A 17,405-nucleotide genomic window follows, 5' to 3' on the forward strand; every position below is an offset into this window, starting at 1 on the left:
TCAACGTGTATCAATATTGATTTTCATCAACCATCCTGTTTGGGGTTCGGAGGGATTCGCCGGCGTGGAGTGGATCGACGCGGCCACGGCGTCCGAGCGTCTCGGCGTCAAACCGGCCACTTTGTACGCGTACGTGAGCCGGGGGGTGCTGCAGCGGCGGCACAGCGAGGACGGGCGGCGCAGCCTCTTCTCGGCGGAGGAGATCGAGCGCCTCGCCCGCCGCGGCCGTCCCCGGAGCCAGCCGCCGGAGCTCGTCATCGAGTCGGCCATCACGGCCCTGGGCGTGGACCGGCCCCACTACCGGGGCCTCGACGCGCTGGGGCTTGCGCTCACCAGCGACTTCGAAACGGTCGCCGCCTGGCTCTGGACCGCCGACCCCTCCCTCTGGCTTCCCCCACCCCCTCCCACCCCCACCACCCCAGCACCCCCACACCCGCCCACCACCCCGCCACACCTGCACCCGCCCACCACACCAGCGCACCCACATTCGCCCACCACGCCCACCACACCGGCGGACCCACGCCCGTCTGCCACCCCCGCCCGCCAAAGGAACCCGCGCTCGCCCGCAGCCCCCGCCCACCAAAGGGACCCGCACCCGTCCGCCACGTCGGCGGACGCACCTCCGCCCGCTCTCCCCGCCCGCCAAGGGCACCCGCGCCCCTCCGCCGCCCAAGGGGACCCGCGTCCGTCCGATCACCAAGGGGACCCGCGTCGCATGGCGGGACCTGCCGCCTCCGGCCCGCATGCAGCCCCTCACCTCACCACAGGGCCGAGCGCCCAAGGGGTGCGGATCCGATGGCCGGAGCCGTGGCGGTGCGAGGACGATGCGCTGCGGGCGGCCGTGACCGCCCAGCGCGGACTCCCCGACGACCTCCTGCCCCTCGACCGGCTGCAGGTGATCACCACGGTCCTGGGCGCCTCCGACTCCTTGCGCTACCAGCTCGACCCCGCCTCCGTAGCCGCGACCGGCCGCCGCATGATCGCGGGCCTGGTCGACGCGCTCCCGCAGCTCAGCGAGCCCCAAGGCGACTCGATCGCCGAGCGGCTCTGGTCCCGCCTGTGCCCCCACCCCGCCACCCCCGGTCTCCTGAACGCCGTCCAGGCCGCCCTGGTCCTGCTCGCCGACCACGAGCTCGCCGCCTCCACCCTGGCCGCCAGGGTCGCCGCCTCCGCCAAGGCCGACCCGTACGCCGTCGTGCTGACCGGGCTCGGCGTGCTGGGCGGCCCGCTGCACGGCGGCGCGTCGTACGGCGCCGAACGCCTGCTCGCCGAGGTCGCTGAGCCGCACCAGGCCGCCCGGGCGATCGCCGAGCGGGTACGCCGAGGCGAGCGCATCCCCGGCTTCGGCCACAGCGTCTACAAGAACGGCGACGCGCGCGGCGCCCTCCTGCTCGACCTGGTCAAGGAGGCGGCGCCGGGGCACGACCGGATCGCCGCCGGGACGGCCGTCCTGGAGGAGATGCGCAGGCGCCGCCTCCCGGAGCGCAACGTCGACTTCGCCCTCGCCATCCTCACCGCCGTCAGCGGCATGGTGAGCGGCGCGGGCGAGGCCATCTTCGCGGTGGCCAGGGCGGCGGGGTGGCTGGCGCACGCGATGGAGGAGTACGACCGAGGCGCCCTCCTCCGCCTACGCGCCTCCTACACGGGCCCACCCGTCAAATGACCGCCTCGGGCCCGCCCGTCAGGTGGGCACTCACAGGGCCGCCCGTCAGGTGGGCGCCCTCACGCCTCTCGTCAGGTGAATGCCCACAGGGCGCCCCGTCAGGTGGGCACCCTCAGGGCGGCCCGTCAGGTGGGCACCCTCAGGGCGGCCCGTCAAGTGAGCGCCGCCGTCGTCCGGTCGACGTAGGCGGCCAGGGCGCGCACCCGGTCGGCGTGCTGGTCGTGCCCGACGATCACCGGCGGCTCGTTGTACGGCATCGCGTCCGACGACCGCCGCAGCTTGATGTACTGTCCGCAGGCGTCGATCGCGTACGGCTCCATGTCGTCCTGCAGCGCCCCGATCACCGTGATCCCGTACGTCTCCCCGATCCGCCTGAAGAGCGCGACCGCCTCCCTGCGGTGCTCCTTGCCCAGGTTGCGGCCCAGTTCGTCGAGCACCAGGCACAGGTGACCGCCCCCGGACGAGGCGATGGCCGCCGCGCACACCAGCTTGACGGCCTTCTCGTCCATGAGCGCGGTGTTGGCCCGCCGGTTGTACGGCACGAACCCCTGTCCCTCGCCGCGCCGCCACTTCGGCGTCACCCGCCACTGCCAGCGCTGCTCGGGATCGGCCGGCGCGGGCGGCACCGGGAACTCCAGCGTCGCCCCGTAACCCCCGTACGACGTGTCGAGCTTCTCGAACTCCTCGGCCACCCGCGTGAGCCGCGCCTTGATCGCCGCCGTCAGCGCTGCCCGGTGCACGGCCGTCGACTGCGCCGCCTCCTCGGCTCCCCTGGCCGCCGCCGCCAGGTCGCGCTGCCGGGTGACGACCTGCGCCTCGATCTGGCGGCGCTGGTGCCGTTCGTACTCCTCCTGGCCCCGCAGGTAGGAGGCCAGCGCCCCGCACACCGCCGCGAACGTCGCCTGCTCCCGCGCCGTGCTCCCGCCCCGCTCGCTCAGCAGGAACCGCAGCTCCTCGGGAATCTCGGCGTCCTCCTCCGGGAACGTGTCGCGCAATGCCTGGTCGAAGTGGCGTTCGGCGACCCGCCACCACTCCTCGGCCGCACGTGGCCGCTCCTCCTCGGGCAGCGCGTTCAGCCATTCGCGGGCCGTCTCGACCGTGCCGCCCCAGTCGGCGGCCAGCGCGTCGAGCTTGAGCGCCTCACGTTCGGCGCCGACCTTGGTCTCCTGGTCGCGTGCCTGCGTTCGCTCGGCCTCGTGCCGGTGCCGCCGCCCCTCCAGGCGTTCGATCTCCATGTCCCTGGTCCTGGCCCGGAAGTCCAGCGCACCGGCGTGCCGCTCGGCCTCGGCCACCTTCGGCGCCAGCTCCTCGATCGCCGCGTTCAGCTCGGTCAGCCTGGCCCGCCGCTCGCCCAGCTTCGCCTCCAGCTCGGCCAGGCGAACCCCGGCCCTGGCCCCTTCCAGCCGACGCTGCGCCTCCGCGACGTCCTCTTCTCCGTCACGTACGGCCTGCGCCGCCGTCTCCTGGACGTCCTTGGCCCGGTTGAGCCGCAGCTCGGCGGCTTTGATCCGAGCCTCACGCCCGGTCGCCACCCCGTCGAACGCCCCCACGACGCTCACCCCGGCCGAGCTGACCAGCACAGAACCGGGCAACTCGGCCAGGGCGGCAGCGGCGGCGTCGAGCTGCGCGGCATCCACGATCACCGCATGCTCGTTCGGCCACCCCCGCAAATCCCCCAACGCGACCCCGGCCAACCGTCCACCGGTACCACTCACCGCGTCGCTGCCGGGCGCCTTCCCGTAGCGTGCTTTGAGGGCGGTGCCGAGCGCGTCGGCATCGCCCGACCCAGCAGCAGCCCCGGTGGCCCCAGCAGCAGCCCCGGTCGCCCCAGCGGCGGCCGAGGGCGTTCCGGGGGTGGCCGAGGTCGCTCCGGTCGTCCCGCGTAGTGCCCGGCCTCCGCCGGCGGACTGTGCCGGGGGTGTGTGGGCGGCGTCGCGGGCCTGCTCGGCCACGTCGAGCGCGTCCAGCAGGCCGGTCGCGCCGATGCCCGCCGCCGCCAGCGTGTTGAGCTGGGCCGCCGCCGGACCGCCCTCGGCGTCGTCCAGCGCCGCCTGCGCCGAGGACACCTCCTGGTCGGCCACCCCGAGCGCCTTGAGCGCCTCGTTCAGCCGCAGCCGGACCTCCCGCAGCTCCCGCTCGGCCGTGGGCACGTCACGCCCGTCCGCGAACCTGCGCGTCTCCTCCAACGCCGGGATCAGACCGCGCAGCTCGTCGGCGGAGTTCTCGGCCACCGCGCGGTCGGCGTCCAGCTTGGCCGCCCGCGCCTGCTGCGCCGCCAGCTCCTTACGGGCCTGCGAGACCTGCCTGTCGAGGGTGTCCTCCCGTAGCGTGCCGATCTCCGCCTTGACCATGGCGATCGCCTCGGCCGCCGCCTCACCGGCCGCGTGGTGCCGTTCCAGGTCGGCGGCCAGCGCCTCGTCCTTGCCCGCCGCATCGGCCAGCTTGCGCGCCTGCCTGCCGCGCCAGCACCGCAGCGCGTCCGCCAGCCGGATCCTCGCCTGATCACGCCGGTCGAACGTGGTCACCAGCGCCTTCGACTCCGTCTCGAACTCCGCCAGCCGTTCGGCCGCCTGCGCGGCGCGCACCCGCTTGGCGTGCTCGTCGCGGCGGGCCTCCCGCTCCTGCTCCAACTCGGCGTCGAGGCCGGTGAGGGCCGCGATGGCCTCGAAGACGCGTTCGGGCGAGATCTCGTTGAGCGGCTGGGAGAGCAGGTTCGTGGCCACTTTGCTGCGTACGGAGGTGGACAGGAACGACACACACCTGACCCGGTCGCCGTAGAGCACCTTGGTGAGGTCGCGCGCCACCACGTCGCGCCGCCCGGCCGACTTCGGCAGCGTCGCCCAGATCTCGTCGGCGCGTGCCACCCGCTCGGCCTCGGACGGGGAAGCCGCCAGGTGCACCCCTTCCCGCCACCGGATCTCCAGGTGCGGCGCCTCCTGGTTGACCTTGAGCCACACGGTGAGAGCCCCGCCCGAGGTGTCGGGCACCTCGAACAGCTCACCGCTCAGCTCATCCCCGGCCACCTGACTCTCGAGCGCGAACTCGCCACCCCCTGAATCGGCTGCGCCACCCGTGGCCGCTCCGTCGCCTGCCGCACCGGCCGGCGTCGCGCCACCCTGAAGCGTGGTGCCGGCTCGGGCGCGGTCCGACGAGTCACCGTCCTCCGCACCAGCCGGAACGGCGCCCGCCGCCTCCGCCGCGTCGTACGGGGCGAAGCCGTCCATGCCGGGCGGGCCGAAGACGCCCACGATGTAGCCGTGGTCGGCGCTCGCCCACTGGCGGGATCCGGCGCCGCTGGCCAGCTCGGCGTTGAAGAGCAGCTCCGACACCGCCTTGGCGCCCGAGGCGAAGCGCCACTGCTCGTCCCCGAGCAACGCCGTGATCGAGGCGATGAACGATGACTTGCCCGCGCCGTTGGAGTCCTTGGGTCCGGCGCCCGCCACGACGATGAGCGTGCCGGGGACGGTGGGCACCGGATGGGTCGAGAGCCGCGAAATGTTGACCGCCTGCACAGCGATCAGCACCCGGTCTCCGACGACGTTCTCCACCTGCGACACCTGTTACCCCCGTAGTCCTTCCATCAGTCATGACGCTGAATCTGTGTGCCGTCGCGGTCACTTCGCCGATCTTCGGGCTCGTACGGCGGCCGCCAGCGGCGTGTTGGGCCCGGCCGCCAGGATCAGCTCCTCCTGCAACCGCCGCCGGGCCGCCGGAGTGAGCCGGTGGAACTGCGGCCCCGGCACGTAACCGCCCACCTCCTCACCGGCCTTGACCTGCCCTATCAGCCCCGCGTGCCGCAACGCCCGCAGCGCCGCCTCCAGCTCGCCGATCGGCAGCTGGGTGTGGCGGCGCAGCTCGTCCACCGGCGTGGGGTGCGGCGACAACCACGAGTCCTCGGGCAACAGCCCCTCGGCCCTCGGGATGGCGACGGAGTGCACCAGGATGAGCGTCAGCACGGCCCGCTCGCTCACCCCCAGCCGCGGACCCGCCGGGACAGCGGATCGAACGCCGGGAGCCACCGCCCGCACGGCCCCCGGATCGCCACCGCCCGCCCGAACGCCACCCGCGCCCGCCTCCCCGGCCACGGCCACGCCCGCCTCTCTGGAGATGGCCGCGCCCGCCTCCCCGACGGCAGCCGCGCCCGCTTCTCCGGGGATGGCCGTGCCTGCGGGACTCTCCACCGGAGCCGAGCCGACACCGGCAGAAGCACCGTGCGCGGCTCCGCCCGGGACCTCGTGCGCGACCTCGCGCCGGGCCCCGCGTGGGGTCGCGTGCGTCGCCTCGGGCGGGACCTCCTGCGTGGCTTCGCGCCCGCCGTCGGCCGTGGTCGTGCGTGACGACTCGTGCGTGTCCTTGTGCGGGGCCTCGGTTGCGGATGTCGTGAGGATGGCGGCTCGGGTGTCGTCGTAGCCGGAGGTCCAGCGGTCGCGGTGCTGGATCAGCGTACGGCCGCGCCTGGCCAGCATCTCGCTCACCGTATGGCGCAGCGCAGGGTCGCGCAGGGCGGCGAAGCGGACCTCCTGCACCGGCTCGGCGGCGTGCTCCACCACCATGAACGCCGCCACCAGCTCCGCCCGCCGCCGCTCGTCATAAGCCCCCAGCAGGTCGTCGAACTCCGCGGACCCGCCCTCGACCCGCCCCCCGAGCCCCGCCTCCGGGTCGGGGACGGGTTCGGCCGGGTGGGCGGCGGCCACGATGTCGGCGTCGCCGACCACGGTGAGCTCGGGGCGTTCGGGCTCGGGCAGGCGGCGGACCAGCTCCTGCAACTGCGCGTGCGACTCGACCGGCCACAGCGCACAGCGCGGGCCGAGGGTGACCACGCCGTCGTCCACGACGACCCACGCCGAGTCGTGCAGGCGCCGCATCGCGCCGATCGCCCAGTTGCGCATCAGGTCGTCGGTGCGGCCGATCAGCGCCCGGTACGTGTCGAGCACCAGCTCCACGGGCGCGGGCTCGCCCGGCCACGGGTCCACGGACAGGTCGGTCCAGCAGCACTTGAGCACCGCCGCCAGCACCCGCCTGGTCTCGCCGGACCGCTCCACCGGAACGGGCGACACCTGGTACTCCTCCAGCAGCGACGGCGTCACCCCGTCGGGCCACACCGGCAGAGCCTGCCCGGTGGAGTCGGGCCGCGTCAGCCGCGCCATGCCCGTCGGCGCGGGCTCCCCGGCCGCCAGCCACAGCGGCCCACCCGAGCGCACCCGCACATGCGCGGTGGGCCCGTCAAGGGCACCCGCCCGAGCCCGCGTCCTCGCGACGCCCTTCGGACGAGCTCCCGCACGGGCGCCGTCGTCCTCAGCGCCCATCGAACGCCCGCGCGCCGACCTGCCCGCCTTCGTGGTGGGTGGCGCCTCCGAGGGGTGCGGCGTCTCCGGAGCATGCGGGGCCGGTTGGTCGGCGGGCCGGGGCTCGTCCCGTACGGCCGGGGCGTCGCCCGCTGAGAGCGCAGGAGCGTCCGGCGCGGCCGCATCCGGACGGTCGACTTCAGGGTGGTTCGGGGTGGGCATCAGGTGCGCTCCAAGTAGCCCTGGGAGAGCCAGGCCGGCTCGCGGTCCGGGTCGATCGAGATCCCGTCGGACCACCTCAGCCGGTAAGGCAGCTCAGGCCGCAGGTCCACGGTCGTCAGGTCGGCCAGCACGCGTCGCGCCGAGGGCCAGTCGGAGCCCAGCACGTCGGCCAGCGCCACCCGCGGGGCGTCGCCCAGCAGCGACTCCGCCACCTCCCGCAGCCGCTCCATGGCCGCGCTGAGCGAGGTGTCGAGCGAGTCGCCGGGACCGGGGTCGGGGAGGTTGGAGCGCGGGGGAGTGGGCTGGGCGGGAGCGGGGCGCGGGGCCTCGTCCACGGCGCGGGCGATGGCGGCCGGATCGTGCCACGGCGCGGGCACGTCGAACACGAACCCGTCGAGCACCGCCGCCAGCTGCTCCCGCGACGCGGTCTGCGAGAACGTGCGCCACGTCTCGGTGGGCAGCAACGTCAGGTTGCGGGTGGTGCCCGCCGAGTCGGCCAGGCGTCCGGCGGCGCGGCGGGAGGCGTCGCTGTAGGCGTAGATGGCCGCCCGCAGGTCGGTGCAGACCCGGTCGAGCTCCGGCCATCGGGTCAGGATGGTGCCGTGCAGCCCCTGCGCGCGCCGGGCGATCTCCTCGGTGCCCCACAGCTTGGGCGCCTGCTCGCGCAACTCCTCGATGGTGCCCGTGGTGAGCGTGATCAGCTCCAGCGCCCACAGCCGGAACGCCCGCGCCAGGTTGACCGCGCTCTGCCTGGCCTCCTCCATCGTCGTCCGGGGGTCGGCGACATTGAGGTCTTCGAGCGCCAGCAGCCGGTGCATCTCCGACTGCCCGCCGTCGGACATCATCCGCCGGATGAACATCAGCCCGACCACGCTCGTGAACGAGGCCCGGTAACGCAGCTGGTTGGGCTTGGGGAACACCTCGCGGATGGCCCCGAGCCCCTTGAGCACCCGCAGCCGGTTGTCGAACTGGTCGCCCGGATAGGCCCGGCAGACGAAGCGCATCTGCTCGTGCGTCATCCACTCCTCGCCCGCCTCCGCGAACGCCGAGAACAGCGTCTCGGCGATGTCGACCAGGGCAGGGTCGTCGACGACCGCGCCGCTGTCGCGGGCCAGCGCGGCGAACATCCGGCGGTAGGTCGACAGAACCGCCTCGTCGGTGAGGACGGCGTCGAGGGTCAGGGGCTGTTCGGACACGGGCACTAAGGTACGGCTTCGCGCCGACAGTCTCGGCACACCACAACCACCTCACGAGCCTTACCAGCCGGTACATACGCACAAGCAACCGGTGAGCGCTAGTGTGATGCCCGATAATACGGGGGCAAACGCTCTGTAATCGTACATACGGGGTGAGTTACGCGTGCAGTTGCGCATGCTCCAAGGTGACCGAAGCACGGCCGTGATCGCCGGGGTGGCGGCCGTGGTCCTGGTGGCCGCGGCGGCGTGGTTCGGCGTGGGCGTGTCCAGCGCCAACCCGAAGCTGGCCGATGTCGGCGCCTGGCTCTGGACCCGGGCCAAGGGCAAGATCGTGCACGTCAACGGCCTGTCCGGCGAGGTCGACGGCTATCTCGGCGACAAGGCCGGCCGACAGCTGCGCGTCGTGCAGGACGGCGGCAACGTGCTGCTGGTCGACGACGCCACCGGCTACGTCAGCCGCGTCGAGCCCAGCCAGCTCACGGTCTCCCAGACCCGCGACCTCGGCGCGGCCGGCCTGCAGATCGCGGTGTCCGGCGACACCGCGTACGCGGTGGATCCGGCCTCCGGCAAGGTCCAGCGGATCGACCCGGCCACGCTCAACTCCGTCGGCGCCCCGATCACCCTCCCCGGACCGCTCGGCGCGGCCCGCATCGACGGCGGCGGCCGCCTGTGGGTCCCCGTGACCGCGAAGGGCCAGGTCGTACCGGTGTCGAACGGCGCCGCGGCGAGCCCGCTCAAGGTCGGCGAGCCGGGCGAGGAGCTGGCGATCACGATCGCCGGCGGCCTGCCCGTCGTGGTCAACAGCCGGGCCGCCACCGCCACGGTCATCGGCGCGGACGGCGGGGTCGGCGAGATCACCCTGCCCAAGGGCGTGGCCCAGGCCGCCAAGGGCGGCGCGCTCACCCCGGCCACGACCGAAGGCCCGCTGGTCCCGATCCTCACACCCGGCGGCTCGGGGCTGCTCGTCGTGATCGACACCTCGTCCAACTCGGTGCTGAGCACCAAGTTCGAGTCGCAGGACCCCGCCAAGCTCGGGGTGCCGCAGGTGCTCGGCAGCAAGGTGTACGTGCCCGACCAGGGCAAGGGCTCCCTCATCGTCTGGGACAGCGCGGCCGGCGGCCGGCCCACCACGCTCCAGGTGACCCAGGCGCCGGGCCCGGTGGACGTGTTCGTCAAGGACGGCCTGCTCTGGGCCAACGACGAGAACGGCGACAAGGCGGTCGTCATCGACCCCGAGGGCCGCAAGCACGACGTCGACAAGGACGACTCCGACGTACCGGGACCGACCAGCACGCCCAAGCCCAAGCAGACGCCGCGCCCGGACCCGTCCAAGACGGACGCCCGGCCCGACCCCGTACCCACGAGGACGGAGCCGCGCCCCACGGAGACCCGTGAGGCCGAGCCGACCCGCGAGGCCGAGCCCACGCCGACCCCGAGCCGCGAGCCCACCAGGTCGCCCACGCCGACCCCGTCGCCCAGCGCGCCGTCCGCGCCCGGTGCGGTCAGCGCCAGGTCCGGGCCCGGCAAGGTGACGGTGACCTTCAGCCCGGCCACCGGCGGCAAGGTCGAGCGGTACACCCTGAAGACCTCGTCCGGCGCCGGCCGGTCCGTGCCGCAGTCGGTGGACGCGAACGGGCCGTTCCAGTTCGAGTTCACGGGCGGGGACTGCGCGAACGAGTACACGTTCGTGGTGGTCGCGCACTGGGCGGGCGGCGAGGTCGAGTCCCAGCCCAGCGCCGGGGCCAAGCCCTGCGTGGCGCCCGGCTCGCCGACCGGCTTCGCCGCCAAGGCCAAGAACCGGGGCGCCGAGCTGAGCTGGAGCGCCCCCGAGAACGCCGACGACGGCGTCACGTACGAGCTGACCGGCGCGGCGACCAACAACGGCATCAAGGGCACGTCGTTCACGGTGGACGGGCTGAAGAACAACCAGAAGCACGCGTTCAAGCTCAAGGCCAGGAACGCGGCGGGGGAGAGCCCGGACGTGGCCACGACCGAGGTGGACCTGGCCTACCCGAGGCAGCAGTACAAGAACAAGAACAACGCCCAGACCAACACCCTGATCCGGCCGACCCCCGCCAAGAACGGCGACGACAACGTCGGAAAGATCCCGAAGGACCAGTACATCACGGTGACCGTGATCTGCCAGGTCAAGGGCCAGTCTGTCACCGAGTCGCAAGACGGCAGCACCAGTGACATTTGGAACAAAGTTGAAACGCAGTACGGGAACGGGTGGCTCAGCGACACTCTGGTGGCGACTCCGGACGGCGGCTTCCCCGAGGGGCCGCTCTTCGAGTGCACCGACTGAGGAGGGGGGCTCAGTTGACCCAGTACAACTATCAGGACCAGTTCGAGCAGACCGTGCAGCCGTACCAGCAGCAGGGGCTGGAGCAGTCCTACCAGCAGCAGCCGCAGCAGAGCGCGCAGCTGGCCGGGCAGTTCGCGCAGCGCTTCCAGCTGCTCGCCGGCAACATCGAGCGCATCATCCGGGGCAAGCACGAGGCGATCGAGCTGGCGCTGATCAGCCTGTTCTCGGAGGGGCACCTGCTCGTCGAGGACGTGCCCGGCACCGGCAAGACCACGCTGGCCAGGTCGCTCGCGGCCAGCGTGGACGCCGAGTGGCGGCGCATCCAGTTCACGCCTGACCTGCTGCCCAGCGACATCACCGGCGTGTCGATCTTCAACCAGGCGCACCAGAAGTTCGAGTTCCACCACGGGCCCGTCTTCGCGAACATCGTGCTCGCCGACGAGATCAACCGCGCCTCGCCGAAGACCCAGGCCGCGCTGCTGGAGGTCATGGAGGAGCGCCGGGTCACGGTGGACGCCGAGCCGCATCCGGTGCCCAGGCCGTTCATGGTGGTGGCCACGCAGAACCCGGTCGACATGGACGGCACGTACCCGCTGCCCGAGGCCCAGCTCGACCGCTTCCTGATGAAGATCTCCGTCGGCTACCCCGACCACGTCTCCGAGGTGGAGGTGCTCAAGGGCATGCCGACGGGGCCGCAGGTCGAGCGGCTGCCGGTGGTGGCGCGGTCGTCGGACGTGGCCGGGATGATCGACTTCGCCTCCCGGATCCACGTGGCCGATGCCGTGTACGACTACATCGTCGCGCTGTGCTCGGCCACCCGTACCAGCCCTCACCTGCGGCTCGGGGCCAGCCCCCGGGGCAGCCTGGCGTTGCTGCGCGCGTCCCGGGTCAAGGCCGCCGCGGCCGGCCGGCACTACGTCGTGCCGGAGGACGTGAAGGCGCTGGCCGCGCCCGTGCTGGCGCACCGGCTGATCCTCACGCCCGAGGCCGAGCTGCGCGAGGTCACCGCCGCGGCCGCGCTCGGCGAGATCCTCGCCGGGATGCCGGTGCCGCAGGCGGCGTAGGTGCCCACCCCGCCACCGGCTCCCTGGCAGCGGCTCACCGCGGTGCTGACCCCGCTGGGCTGGGGGACCCTCGCCGGGTCCCTCGCGCTGTACGCGGCGGGGTTCGCGCTCGGTTATCCCGAGCCCGTCGTGCTCGCCACCGGCGGCCTGCTCGCGCTGGCCGCCGCGCTCGCGTGGACCGCCCCCAGGCCCAGGCTGGAGGTACGGCGCGAGGTCACGCCCCTGAAGGTGCCGCGCGGGGACGCCGCCGTCGCCGTCCTGAACGTGACCAACCTCGGCCGCCGGGGCCTGTCCGGCCTGCGCGCCCAGGACCGGATCGGCGCGGCGGAGCACACCGTCGACCTGCCCAGGCTGCCAAAGGGGGCGGTACGCACGGTGTCGTACCCGCTGCCGACGGACGCCCGCGGCGAGATCCCGGTGGGGCCGCTGCTGCTCGTCCGGGCCGACCCGTTCGGGCTCACGCGCCGCGTCAGAGCGTACGGCTCGCCCGTCACCCTCCTGGTACGGCCCCGCACGGTCGCCCTGCCCGTCCCCCCGTCCGGCCGGGCCCACCACCTGGAGGGCCCCACCAGCGACAACGCCCCCAGCGGCACGGTCACCTTCCACACCCTGCGCGAGTACGTCGTCGGCGACGACCTGCGCCACGTCCACTGGCGGTCGAGCGCCCGCACCGGGACGCTCATGGTCCGCCAGCTCATCGACGCCAGCCTCCCCACCACCACCGTCGTCCTGGACACCCGCGACCTCACGGAGCTGGCCGTGGACGCCGCCGCCTCGGTCGCGCTCGCCGCCGCCACGGCGGGCTTCCCGGTACGCCTCGTCACCGGCGACGGGCCCGTACCGGACGCCAAGGACCCCGAGACGGTGCTGGACCGCCTGGCCCTGGTGTCGACGGGCACGGGCGGCGTCACGGAGCCGACGCGCCTGGCCCGGGGCGGCGGCTCCCTGGTCCTGGTCACCTCGGACCCGGCGGAGGCGGGGCGCGTCGCGGGAGTGCGCCGCCGCTTCGACCGCGTCATCTGCGTCTACGTCGGCCCCGGGGCGGTCGCGGTACCCGGGGTGGCGGTCCTGCCGATCGGCTCCCTGGACGCGCTCCCGCTCGCGTGGGGGTCCCGATGACCACCCAGGCCCCCAGGCGCGGCCGCCGGCACGGGCGCGCGCCGGACGCGGCGACGCCTGGCGAGGCGGCCGGAGGTCGGACGGGCAGCCTGCCGTCCGGGGGCGTGGCGGGTGGGGCGTTGTGGCGGCGGATGGCGGGGGCGGCGCTGGTCGCGGCCGTCGCCGGGGTGGCCGGGTGGGGGTTCCATCGGGTGTTCCCCGGCACCGAGCTGCTGACCGCCGTGATCCCCGCGGCCATCGCCCCCGCCGTCGTCTCCGCCACCCTCGGCCGGCGTCCCCTCTGGCTGGCCCTGCTCCTGGACGTCGTCCTCTGGTTCGCCGGCACCGTCCTCCTCTACCAGGCCGCCAACCCAGGTGTGTTCGCCGACGTGGCGAACTCCTGGCACGCCCTGCTCACCACCCTCCTCCCCGCCCAGCCCGAGCCGCACCTCCTCGTCCTCGTCCACACCCTCGTCTGGGCGGCCGCCGTCATCGGCGCCGAGACGCTGGCCCGCACCCGCACCAGGATCGCCGCCGCCGTCCCGGCGCTGGTCGTCTACGGCACGGCGCTCGTGCTGGGCGTGGACGGCGAGGGCTCGAACGTCCCCGTGGCGGGCGCGCTGTTCGTGCTGATCGCCGCGCTGGCCCTGCTGCGCGACGACCGTTCCCCGCTCTGGCTCCTGGCCGGGTTGCCGGCCGCCGCCGCGCTGGCCGCGCTGGCGCTGGTCGTGGGCCCGCTGCTGCCCATCGCCGCGCAGCCGTACAACCCCCGGCAGGACGCCGACCTCCCCCCGCCGCGGCGCGTCGACAGCGTCAGCCCGCTTGACCGGGTCTCGGCGTGGCTGCAGATCCCCGACAGGGAGCTGTTCACCGTCAAGGCCGACAAACCGCTCAACTGGCGGCTGGCCGTGCTCGACCGGTACGACGGCGTCCGATGGACGTCCGGAGCCCGGTTCCAGCCCACCGGCGGCCGGGTACCCGAAGCGGACTGGACGGGCAAGGCGGACGTCGTCCATCAGAAGGTGACGTTCGACGGGCTCCCGGGCACCTGGCTGCCCGCGGCCGAACGGCCGGAGCGGGTCGAGGGCGTGCGGGGGCTGGTGGTGGACCCCGAGAGCGGCGCGCTGCTGGCCGGTGCCAAGCCCGCCAAGGGATTCAGCTACGAGGTGACCTCGAAGGTGCCCCGGCCGTCCAAACAGGAGCTGCTCGACGCCACGCCCGCCGACGACCCGGGGCTGACCGCGTTCCCGGCCGGGCCGCAGCAGCGGCTGTTCCGCAAGCTCGCCCAGGAGGCCACCAAGGGCGCGACCACGCCGATCACGCGGGCGTACCGGCTGCAGAAGTACCTGCGCACCAACGCCAGTTACGACGTCACCGCGCCGCCGGGGCACTCGCTCAAGGGGCTGGAGTTCTTCCTGCAGACCACGCACCGGGGGACGTCGGAGCAGTTCGCGACCACGTTCGCGCTCATGGCCAGGACGCTCGGGCTGCCGTCGCGGGTGGTGGTGGGGTTCAGGCCGGGCCAGACGTCCGGCGGGATTTATCACGTTAAATCTGGCCATGTGATGGTGTGGGCGGAGATCAAGTTCGACCGGCTGGGCTGGCGGCCGTTCTACCCCACGCCGGGCCGCAGCGGCGCCAAGGACGACCATGACGTCGTGTCCTCGGCCATCGAGGAGAGCGAGGAGCTGGAGGGCGAGTTCACCCAGGGCGGGAGCGACCGGCCGAAGACCTCCCAGCCGCAGGCCACGGGGAACGGCCAGGAGCCGTCGAACGGCCCGGCGGTCTGGCTGATCGCGTCGGTGGCGGGCGGGGCGCTGCTGGTGGCGTACGCCGGGATGGTGGTGGCCCTGCCGTGGTGGCGCAGGCGCAAGCGCCGCCGGGCCGAGGGGCCCGAGCAGCGGGTGCTCGGCGCGTGGCGGCAGACCTGCGACGACCTGGGGCTGAGGGGCCGGTACGCTCTGACGGCGGCGGACGTCGTCGCCGGGCAGGCAGGCTCGGGGGATATATCCGCGCACATCCAGCCGTTGGCTGAAATTTCGAACTTCGTCCGGTACGCCCCCGACGCCGTCACCGAGGACGCCGCCACCGCGGCCTGGCAGCGCAGCGACGCCATCCGCAGAGCCGTACGCGCCAGAACCCCCCTGACCACCCGCCTGCGCAATCGCCTCCTGCTGAGATGACGGTGAACATGAGAAGCGTGGAGTCCCAGCTCCTGCACCGCCCCCCGGGCCTGGCGGCCGGCGAGATCGTCAGACATCTGGCGGCGATGCAGGCCCAGGACGTCCCCTCCGCCCTGCTCGCCTTCCGCGCCCGCTCCGCCACCCTCACCAGGCAGGACGTCGAGGCCGCGGTGACCTCCCGCGAGATCGTCAGAACCTGGGGCCCGCGCGGCACCCTCCACTTCGCCCACGCCGACGACCTGCCCTGGCTGCACGCCCTCACCGCCCGCGCCACGAACACCCTGCGCCGCCTCCACGAGGAAGGCGTCACCGGCGACGACCTGCTCGGGCTCATCGCCGGCGCCCTCGAAGGCCAGGGCCCGCTCACCAAGGCCGACCTGGAGGAGCGCCTGGCGGGCCGGGCCACCGGCCAGGGGGTCGTGCACCTGGTGGGGCTGGCCGCGCACCACGGCCTGGCCGTGCTGGGCCCGCTCCGCGCGGGCAAGCCCACGTACGTGCACGCAGCCGACTGGCTGGGCGCCCCCATCACCCCCGAACCCGACCGGGACCGCGCGCTCAAGGAGCTGGGCACCCGCTACCGCCGATCCCACCGGCCCGCCGAGCCCGAGGACCTGGCCGCCTGGTCGGGCCTGCCGCTCGGCGAGGCCCGCACGGCCTGGCGCCTGAGCGCCGCCCCTCCGCCGCCCGCCGGCACAGAGGAGGAGCCGGTGGCCCGCCTCGCGCCCGCCTTCGACGAGTACCTGATGGGCTGGCGCAGCCGCGACCCGATCCTGGCCGCCGAGCACGCCAGGAAGGTGTTCCCGGGGGGAGGCATCCTGCGGCCGGTCGTGCTGGTGGGCGGGGTGATCAGGGGCGTGTGGGGGCGCAAGGGCGCGCGGGCGAGCGTCGAGCCGTTCGACGAGCTGCCGGACGGCCTGCTCGACGCCGAGATCGCGGACGTCCGCCGTTTTCTGGAATGAGAGCGTGAAAGCAAACCGGTGCATCGGGTGATAAGAGATGACCACTGATTCACCGGAAGGCAGCGCATGACGGGGGAGACCATCGCGACGCCGGCGGCATGGACGGCTCGCGCGCACGTCCACGGGGGGACGCGCAGCTCGCCGCCGAACGTTCTCGACGACGCCGACGGTTTCGCCGCGGTGTTCGGCGCCCACTTCGGCGAGATCCACACCTACGTCGCCCAGCGGCTCGGCCCCGACCACGCCGAGGACGTCGTGGCCGAGACGTTCCTCACCGCGTTCCGCAAGCGGGCGCAGTACGAGCCGGCCCGCGCGAACGTGCGCGCCTGGCTGTACGGCATCGCCACGAACCTCATCGGCAAGCACCGCCGCCTGGAGGCCCGCACCCTGCGCGCGCTCGGCCGCTGCGCCCCCGACCCCGAGTCCCCCGGGCACGAGGACTCGGTCGCCCGCCGCGTCAGCGCCCAGAGCCTGCGGCCCGAGCTGGCCGCCGCCCTGGCCGAGCTCGACCGCCGCGACCGCGACGTCCTGCTGCTCGTCGCGCTCGCCGGGCTGAGCCACGACGAGATCGCCACCGCGCTCGGCATCCCGTACGGCACCGTCGGGTCCCGCCTGAACCGGGCCAGGAAGAAGCTGCGCGCCCTGCTCGGCGAGATCGAGGTGTTCGTCCGTGGATGAGATGGAGCACATCAAGGACCTGTACGGCCGGCCGCAGTCCGATCCGGACGCCCAGGCCAGGGTGTGGCGGCGGGTGACGGCGGCACGCAGGCGCAGGCGGCTGTCGTGGCTGGTGCTCCCCGCCGTGGCGATGGCCCTGGCGGCGGCGTTCGTGATCTTTCAACCGGCACCCTCCGGACGATCCGTGCTGCTGGCGGCGGCCGGCACCGCCGCCTCGGGTCACGTTCCGGACGGGACGTACTGGCACATCAAGAAGGTCCGGGACGGGTCCCAGGTGGTCGGGCTCTGGGCGGCCAGGGACGGCCGGGCGTGGACCCTGGAACACGGCCGGATCACGCAGGTCAAGGGACGGTCGGCGTTCAGCATGGCGGGGCGTGACCTGACGTTCCAGCAGATCGAGAACCTTCCCACGGACCCGGACGCGCTCAGGGAGCGGGTGGCGGGCATGCTGCCGTCCAAGGGCCTGCTCGCCGACGCGCTCAGCGGCCTGCTGTGGACCAAGCCGTCCCCGCCCGCCGTGCGCGCCGCCGCCTACCGCGCGCTCGCCGACCTGCCCGAGGTCCGTTACCTGGGCGAACGCGACCGCGGTGAGGCGTTCTCGTACACGCTGCCCGACGGCACCCAGCGGACGCTCGTCATCGACCCGGCGACCTCGCAGGTGCTCTCCCGCACCGACAACGGGCCGTCCCCGGGCACGGAACGCGTGATCGAGGCGGGCTGGACCGACCGGGGTCCCCGCTAGAGCATTCCGA

The 17,405-nt window shown here is 73.7% G+C and carries 11 protein-coding genes; 8 read left to right on the forward strand and 3 right to left on the reverse strand.

Annotated elements, in window-relative coordinates:
- Positions 1 to 64: 64 nt before the first annotated feature.
- Entirely contained in the window at positions 65 to 1,663 is a 1,599-nt protein-coding gene (locus ABZX61_RS15295; protein WP_355194830.1) for a citrate synthase, read from the forward strand.
- Between the two features lie 152 nt (positions 1,664 to 1,815).
- Here the strand turns inward: ABZX61_RS15295 and ABZX61_RS15300 are convergent, their stop codons facing one another.
- The 3 genes from ABZX61_RS15300 to ABZX61_RS15310 all read right to left on the reverse strand — a co-directional run bounded on the left by ABZX61_RS15300 (position 1,816) and on the right by ABZX61_RS15310 (position 8,366).
- Positions 1,816 to 5,211 carry a chromosome partitioning protein ParA gene (locus tag ABZX61_RS15300; protein WP_355194832.1) on the reverse strand — a complete coding sequence of 1,132 codons (3,396 nt, stop codon included), beginning with the start codon at positions 5,209 to 5,211 and terminating at the stop codon, positions 1,816 to 1,818.
- A 66-nt stretch (positions 5,212 to 5,277) separates the two neighbouring features.
- Positions 5,278 to 7,170 carry a hypothetical protein gene (locus ABZX61_RS15305; RefSeq protein WP_355194834.1) on the reverse strand — a complete coding sequence of 631 codons (1,893 nt, stop codon included), beginning with the start codon at positions 7,168 to 7,170 and terminating at the stop codon, positions 5,278 to 5,280.
- A complete protein-coding gene (locus ABZX61_RS15310) occupies positions 7,170 to 8,366 on the reverse strand; it encodes a hypothetical protein (protein ID WP_350722332.1) in 1,197 nt (398 codons plus the stop codon). The genes ABZX61_RS15305 and ABZX61_RS15310 overlap by 1 nt, the downstream gene beginning before the upstream one ends.
- Before the next feature lie 163 nt (positions 8,367 to 8,529).
- On the opposite strand from ABZX61_RS15310, the gene ABZX61_RS15315 reads away from it, so the two are divergent.
- The 7 genes from ABZX61_RS15315 (at position 8,530) to ABZX61_RS15345 (ending at position 17,395) form a co-directional block, all read left to right on the forward strand.
- The gene (locus ABZX61_RS15315; RefSeq protein WP_355194836.1) at positions 8,530 to 10,671 is read left to right on the forward strand and encodes a hypothetical protein; all 2,142 of its coding nucleotides are present in this window, start codon (positions 8,530 to 8,532) and stop codon (positions 10,669 to 10,671) included.
- Positions 10,672 to 10,685: 14 nt separating this feature from the next.
- The gene (locus tag ABZX61_RS15320; RefSeq protein ID WP_350722330.1) at positions 10,686 to 11,735 is read left to right on the forward strand and encodes a MoxR family ATPase; all 1,050 of its coding nucleotides are present in this window, start codon (positions 10,686 to 10,688) and stop codon (positions 11,733 to 11,735) included.
- Positions 11,736 to 12,854, forward strand: a complete 1,119-nt coding sequence (locus ABZX61_RS15325) for a DUF58 domain-containing protein (RefSeq protein ID WP_350722328.1) — start codon at positions 11,736 to 11,738, stop codon at positions 12,852 to 12,854.
- Positions 12,851 to 15,016: a DUF3488 and transglutaminase-like domain-containing protein gene (locus tag ABZX61_RS15330; protein ID WP_355194839.1), complete on the forward strand. Its 2,166-nt coding sequence runs from the start codon at positions 12,851 to 12,853 to the stop codon at positions 15,014 to 15,016. Before ABZX61_RS15325 ends, ABZX61_RS15330 begins: the two co-directional genes overlap by 4 nt.
- 17 nt (positions 15,017 to 15,033) lie before the next feature.
- Positions 15,034 to 15,975: a winged helix DNA-binding domain-containing protein gene (locus ABZX61_RS15335; RefSeq protein WP_355194841.1), complete on the forward strand. Its 942-nt coding sequence runs from the start codon at positions 15,034 to 15,036 to the stop codon at positions 15,973 to 15,975.
- Between the two features lie 66 nt (positions 15,976 to 16,041).
- Complete coding sequence (locus ABZX61_RS15340; protein WP_355194843.1) at positions 16,042 to 16,653, forward strand: RNA polymerase sigma factor; 612 nt, start codon at positions 16,042 to 16,044, stop codon at positions 16,651 to 16,653.
- Positions 16,646 to 17,395, forward strand: a complete 750-nt coding sequence (locus ABZX61_RS15345; RefSeq protein ID WP_355194845.1) for a hypothetical protein — start codon at positions 16,646 to 16,648, stop codon at positions 17,393 to 17,395. The genes ABZX61_RS15340 and ABZX61_RS15345 overlap by 8 nt, the downstream gene beginning before the upstream one ends.
- The last annotated feature ends 10 nt before the right edge of the window (positions 17,396 to 17,405 follow it).

Source organism: Nonomuraea sp. NPDC003709 (assembly GCF_040610775.1).
GTDB lineage: Bacteria > Actinomycetota > Actinomycetes > Streptosporangiales > Streptosporangiaceae > Nonomuraea > Nonomuraea angiospora_A.

Excerpts from the sequence above, each read along its gene's own strand:
- ABZX61_RS15305 (WP_355194834.1), bottom strand. The coding sequence starts at position 7,170 with ATGCCCACCCCGAACCACCCTGAAGTCGACCGTCCGGATGCGGCCGCG.
- ABZX61_RS15330 (WP_355194839.1), top strand. The coding sequence starts at position 12,851 with ATGACCACCCAGGCCCCCAGGCGCGGCCGCCGGCACGGGCGCGCGCCG.
- ABZX61_RS15340 (WP_355194843.1), top strand. The coding sequence starts at position 16,042 with ATGACGGGGGAGACCATCGCGACGCCGGCGGCATGGACGGCTCGCGCG.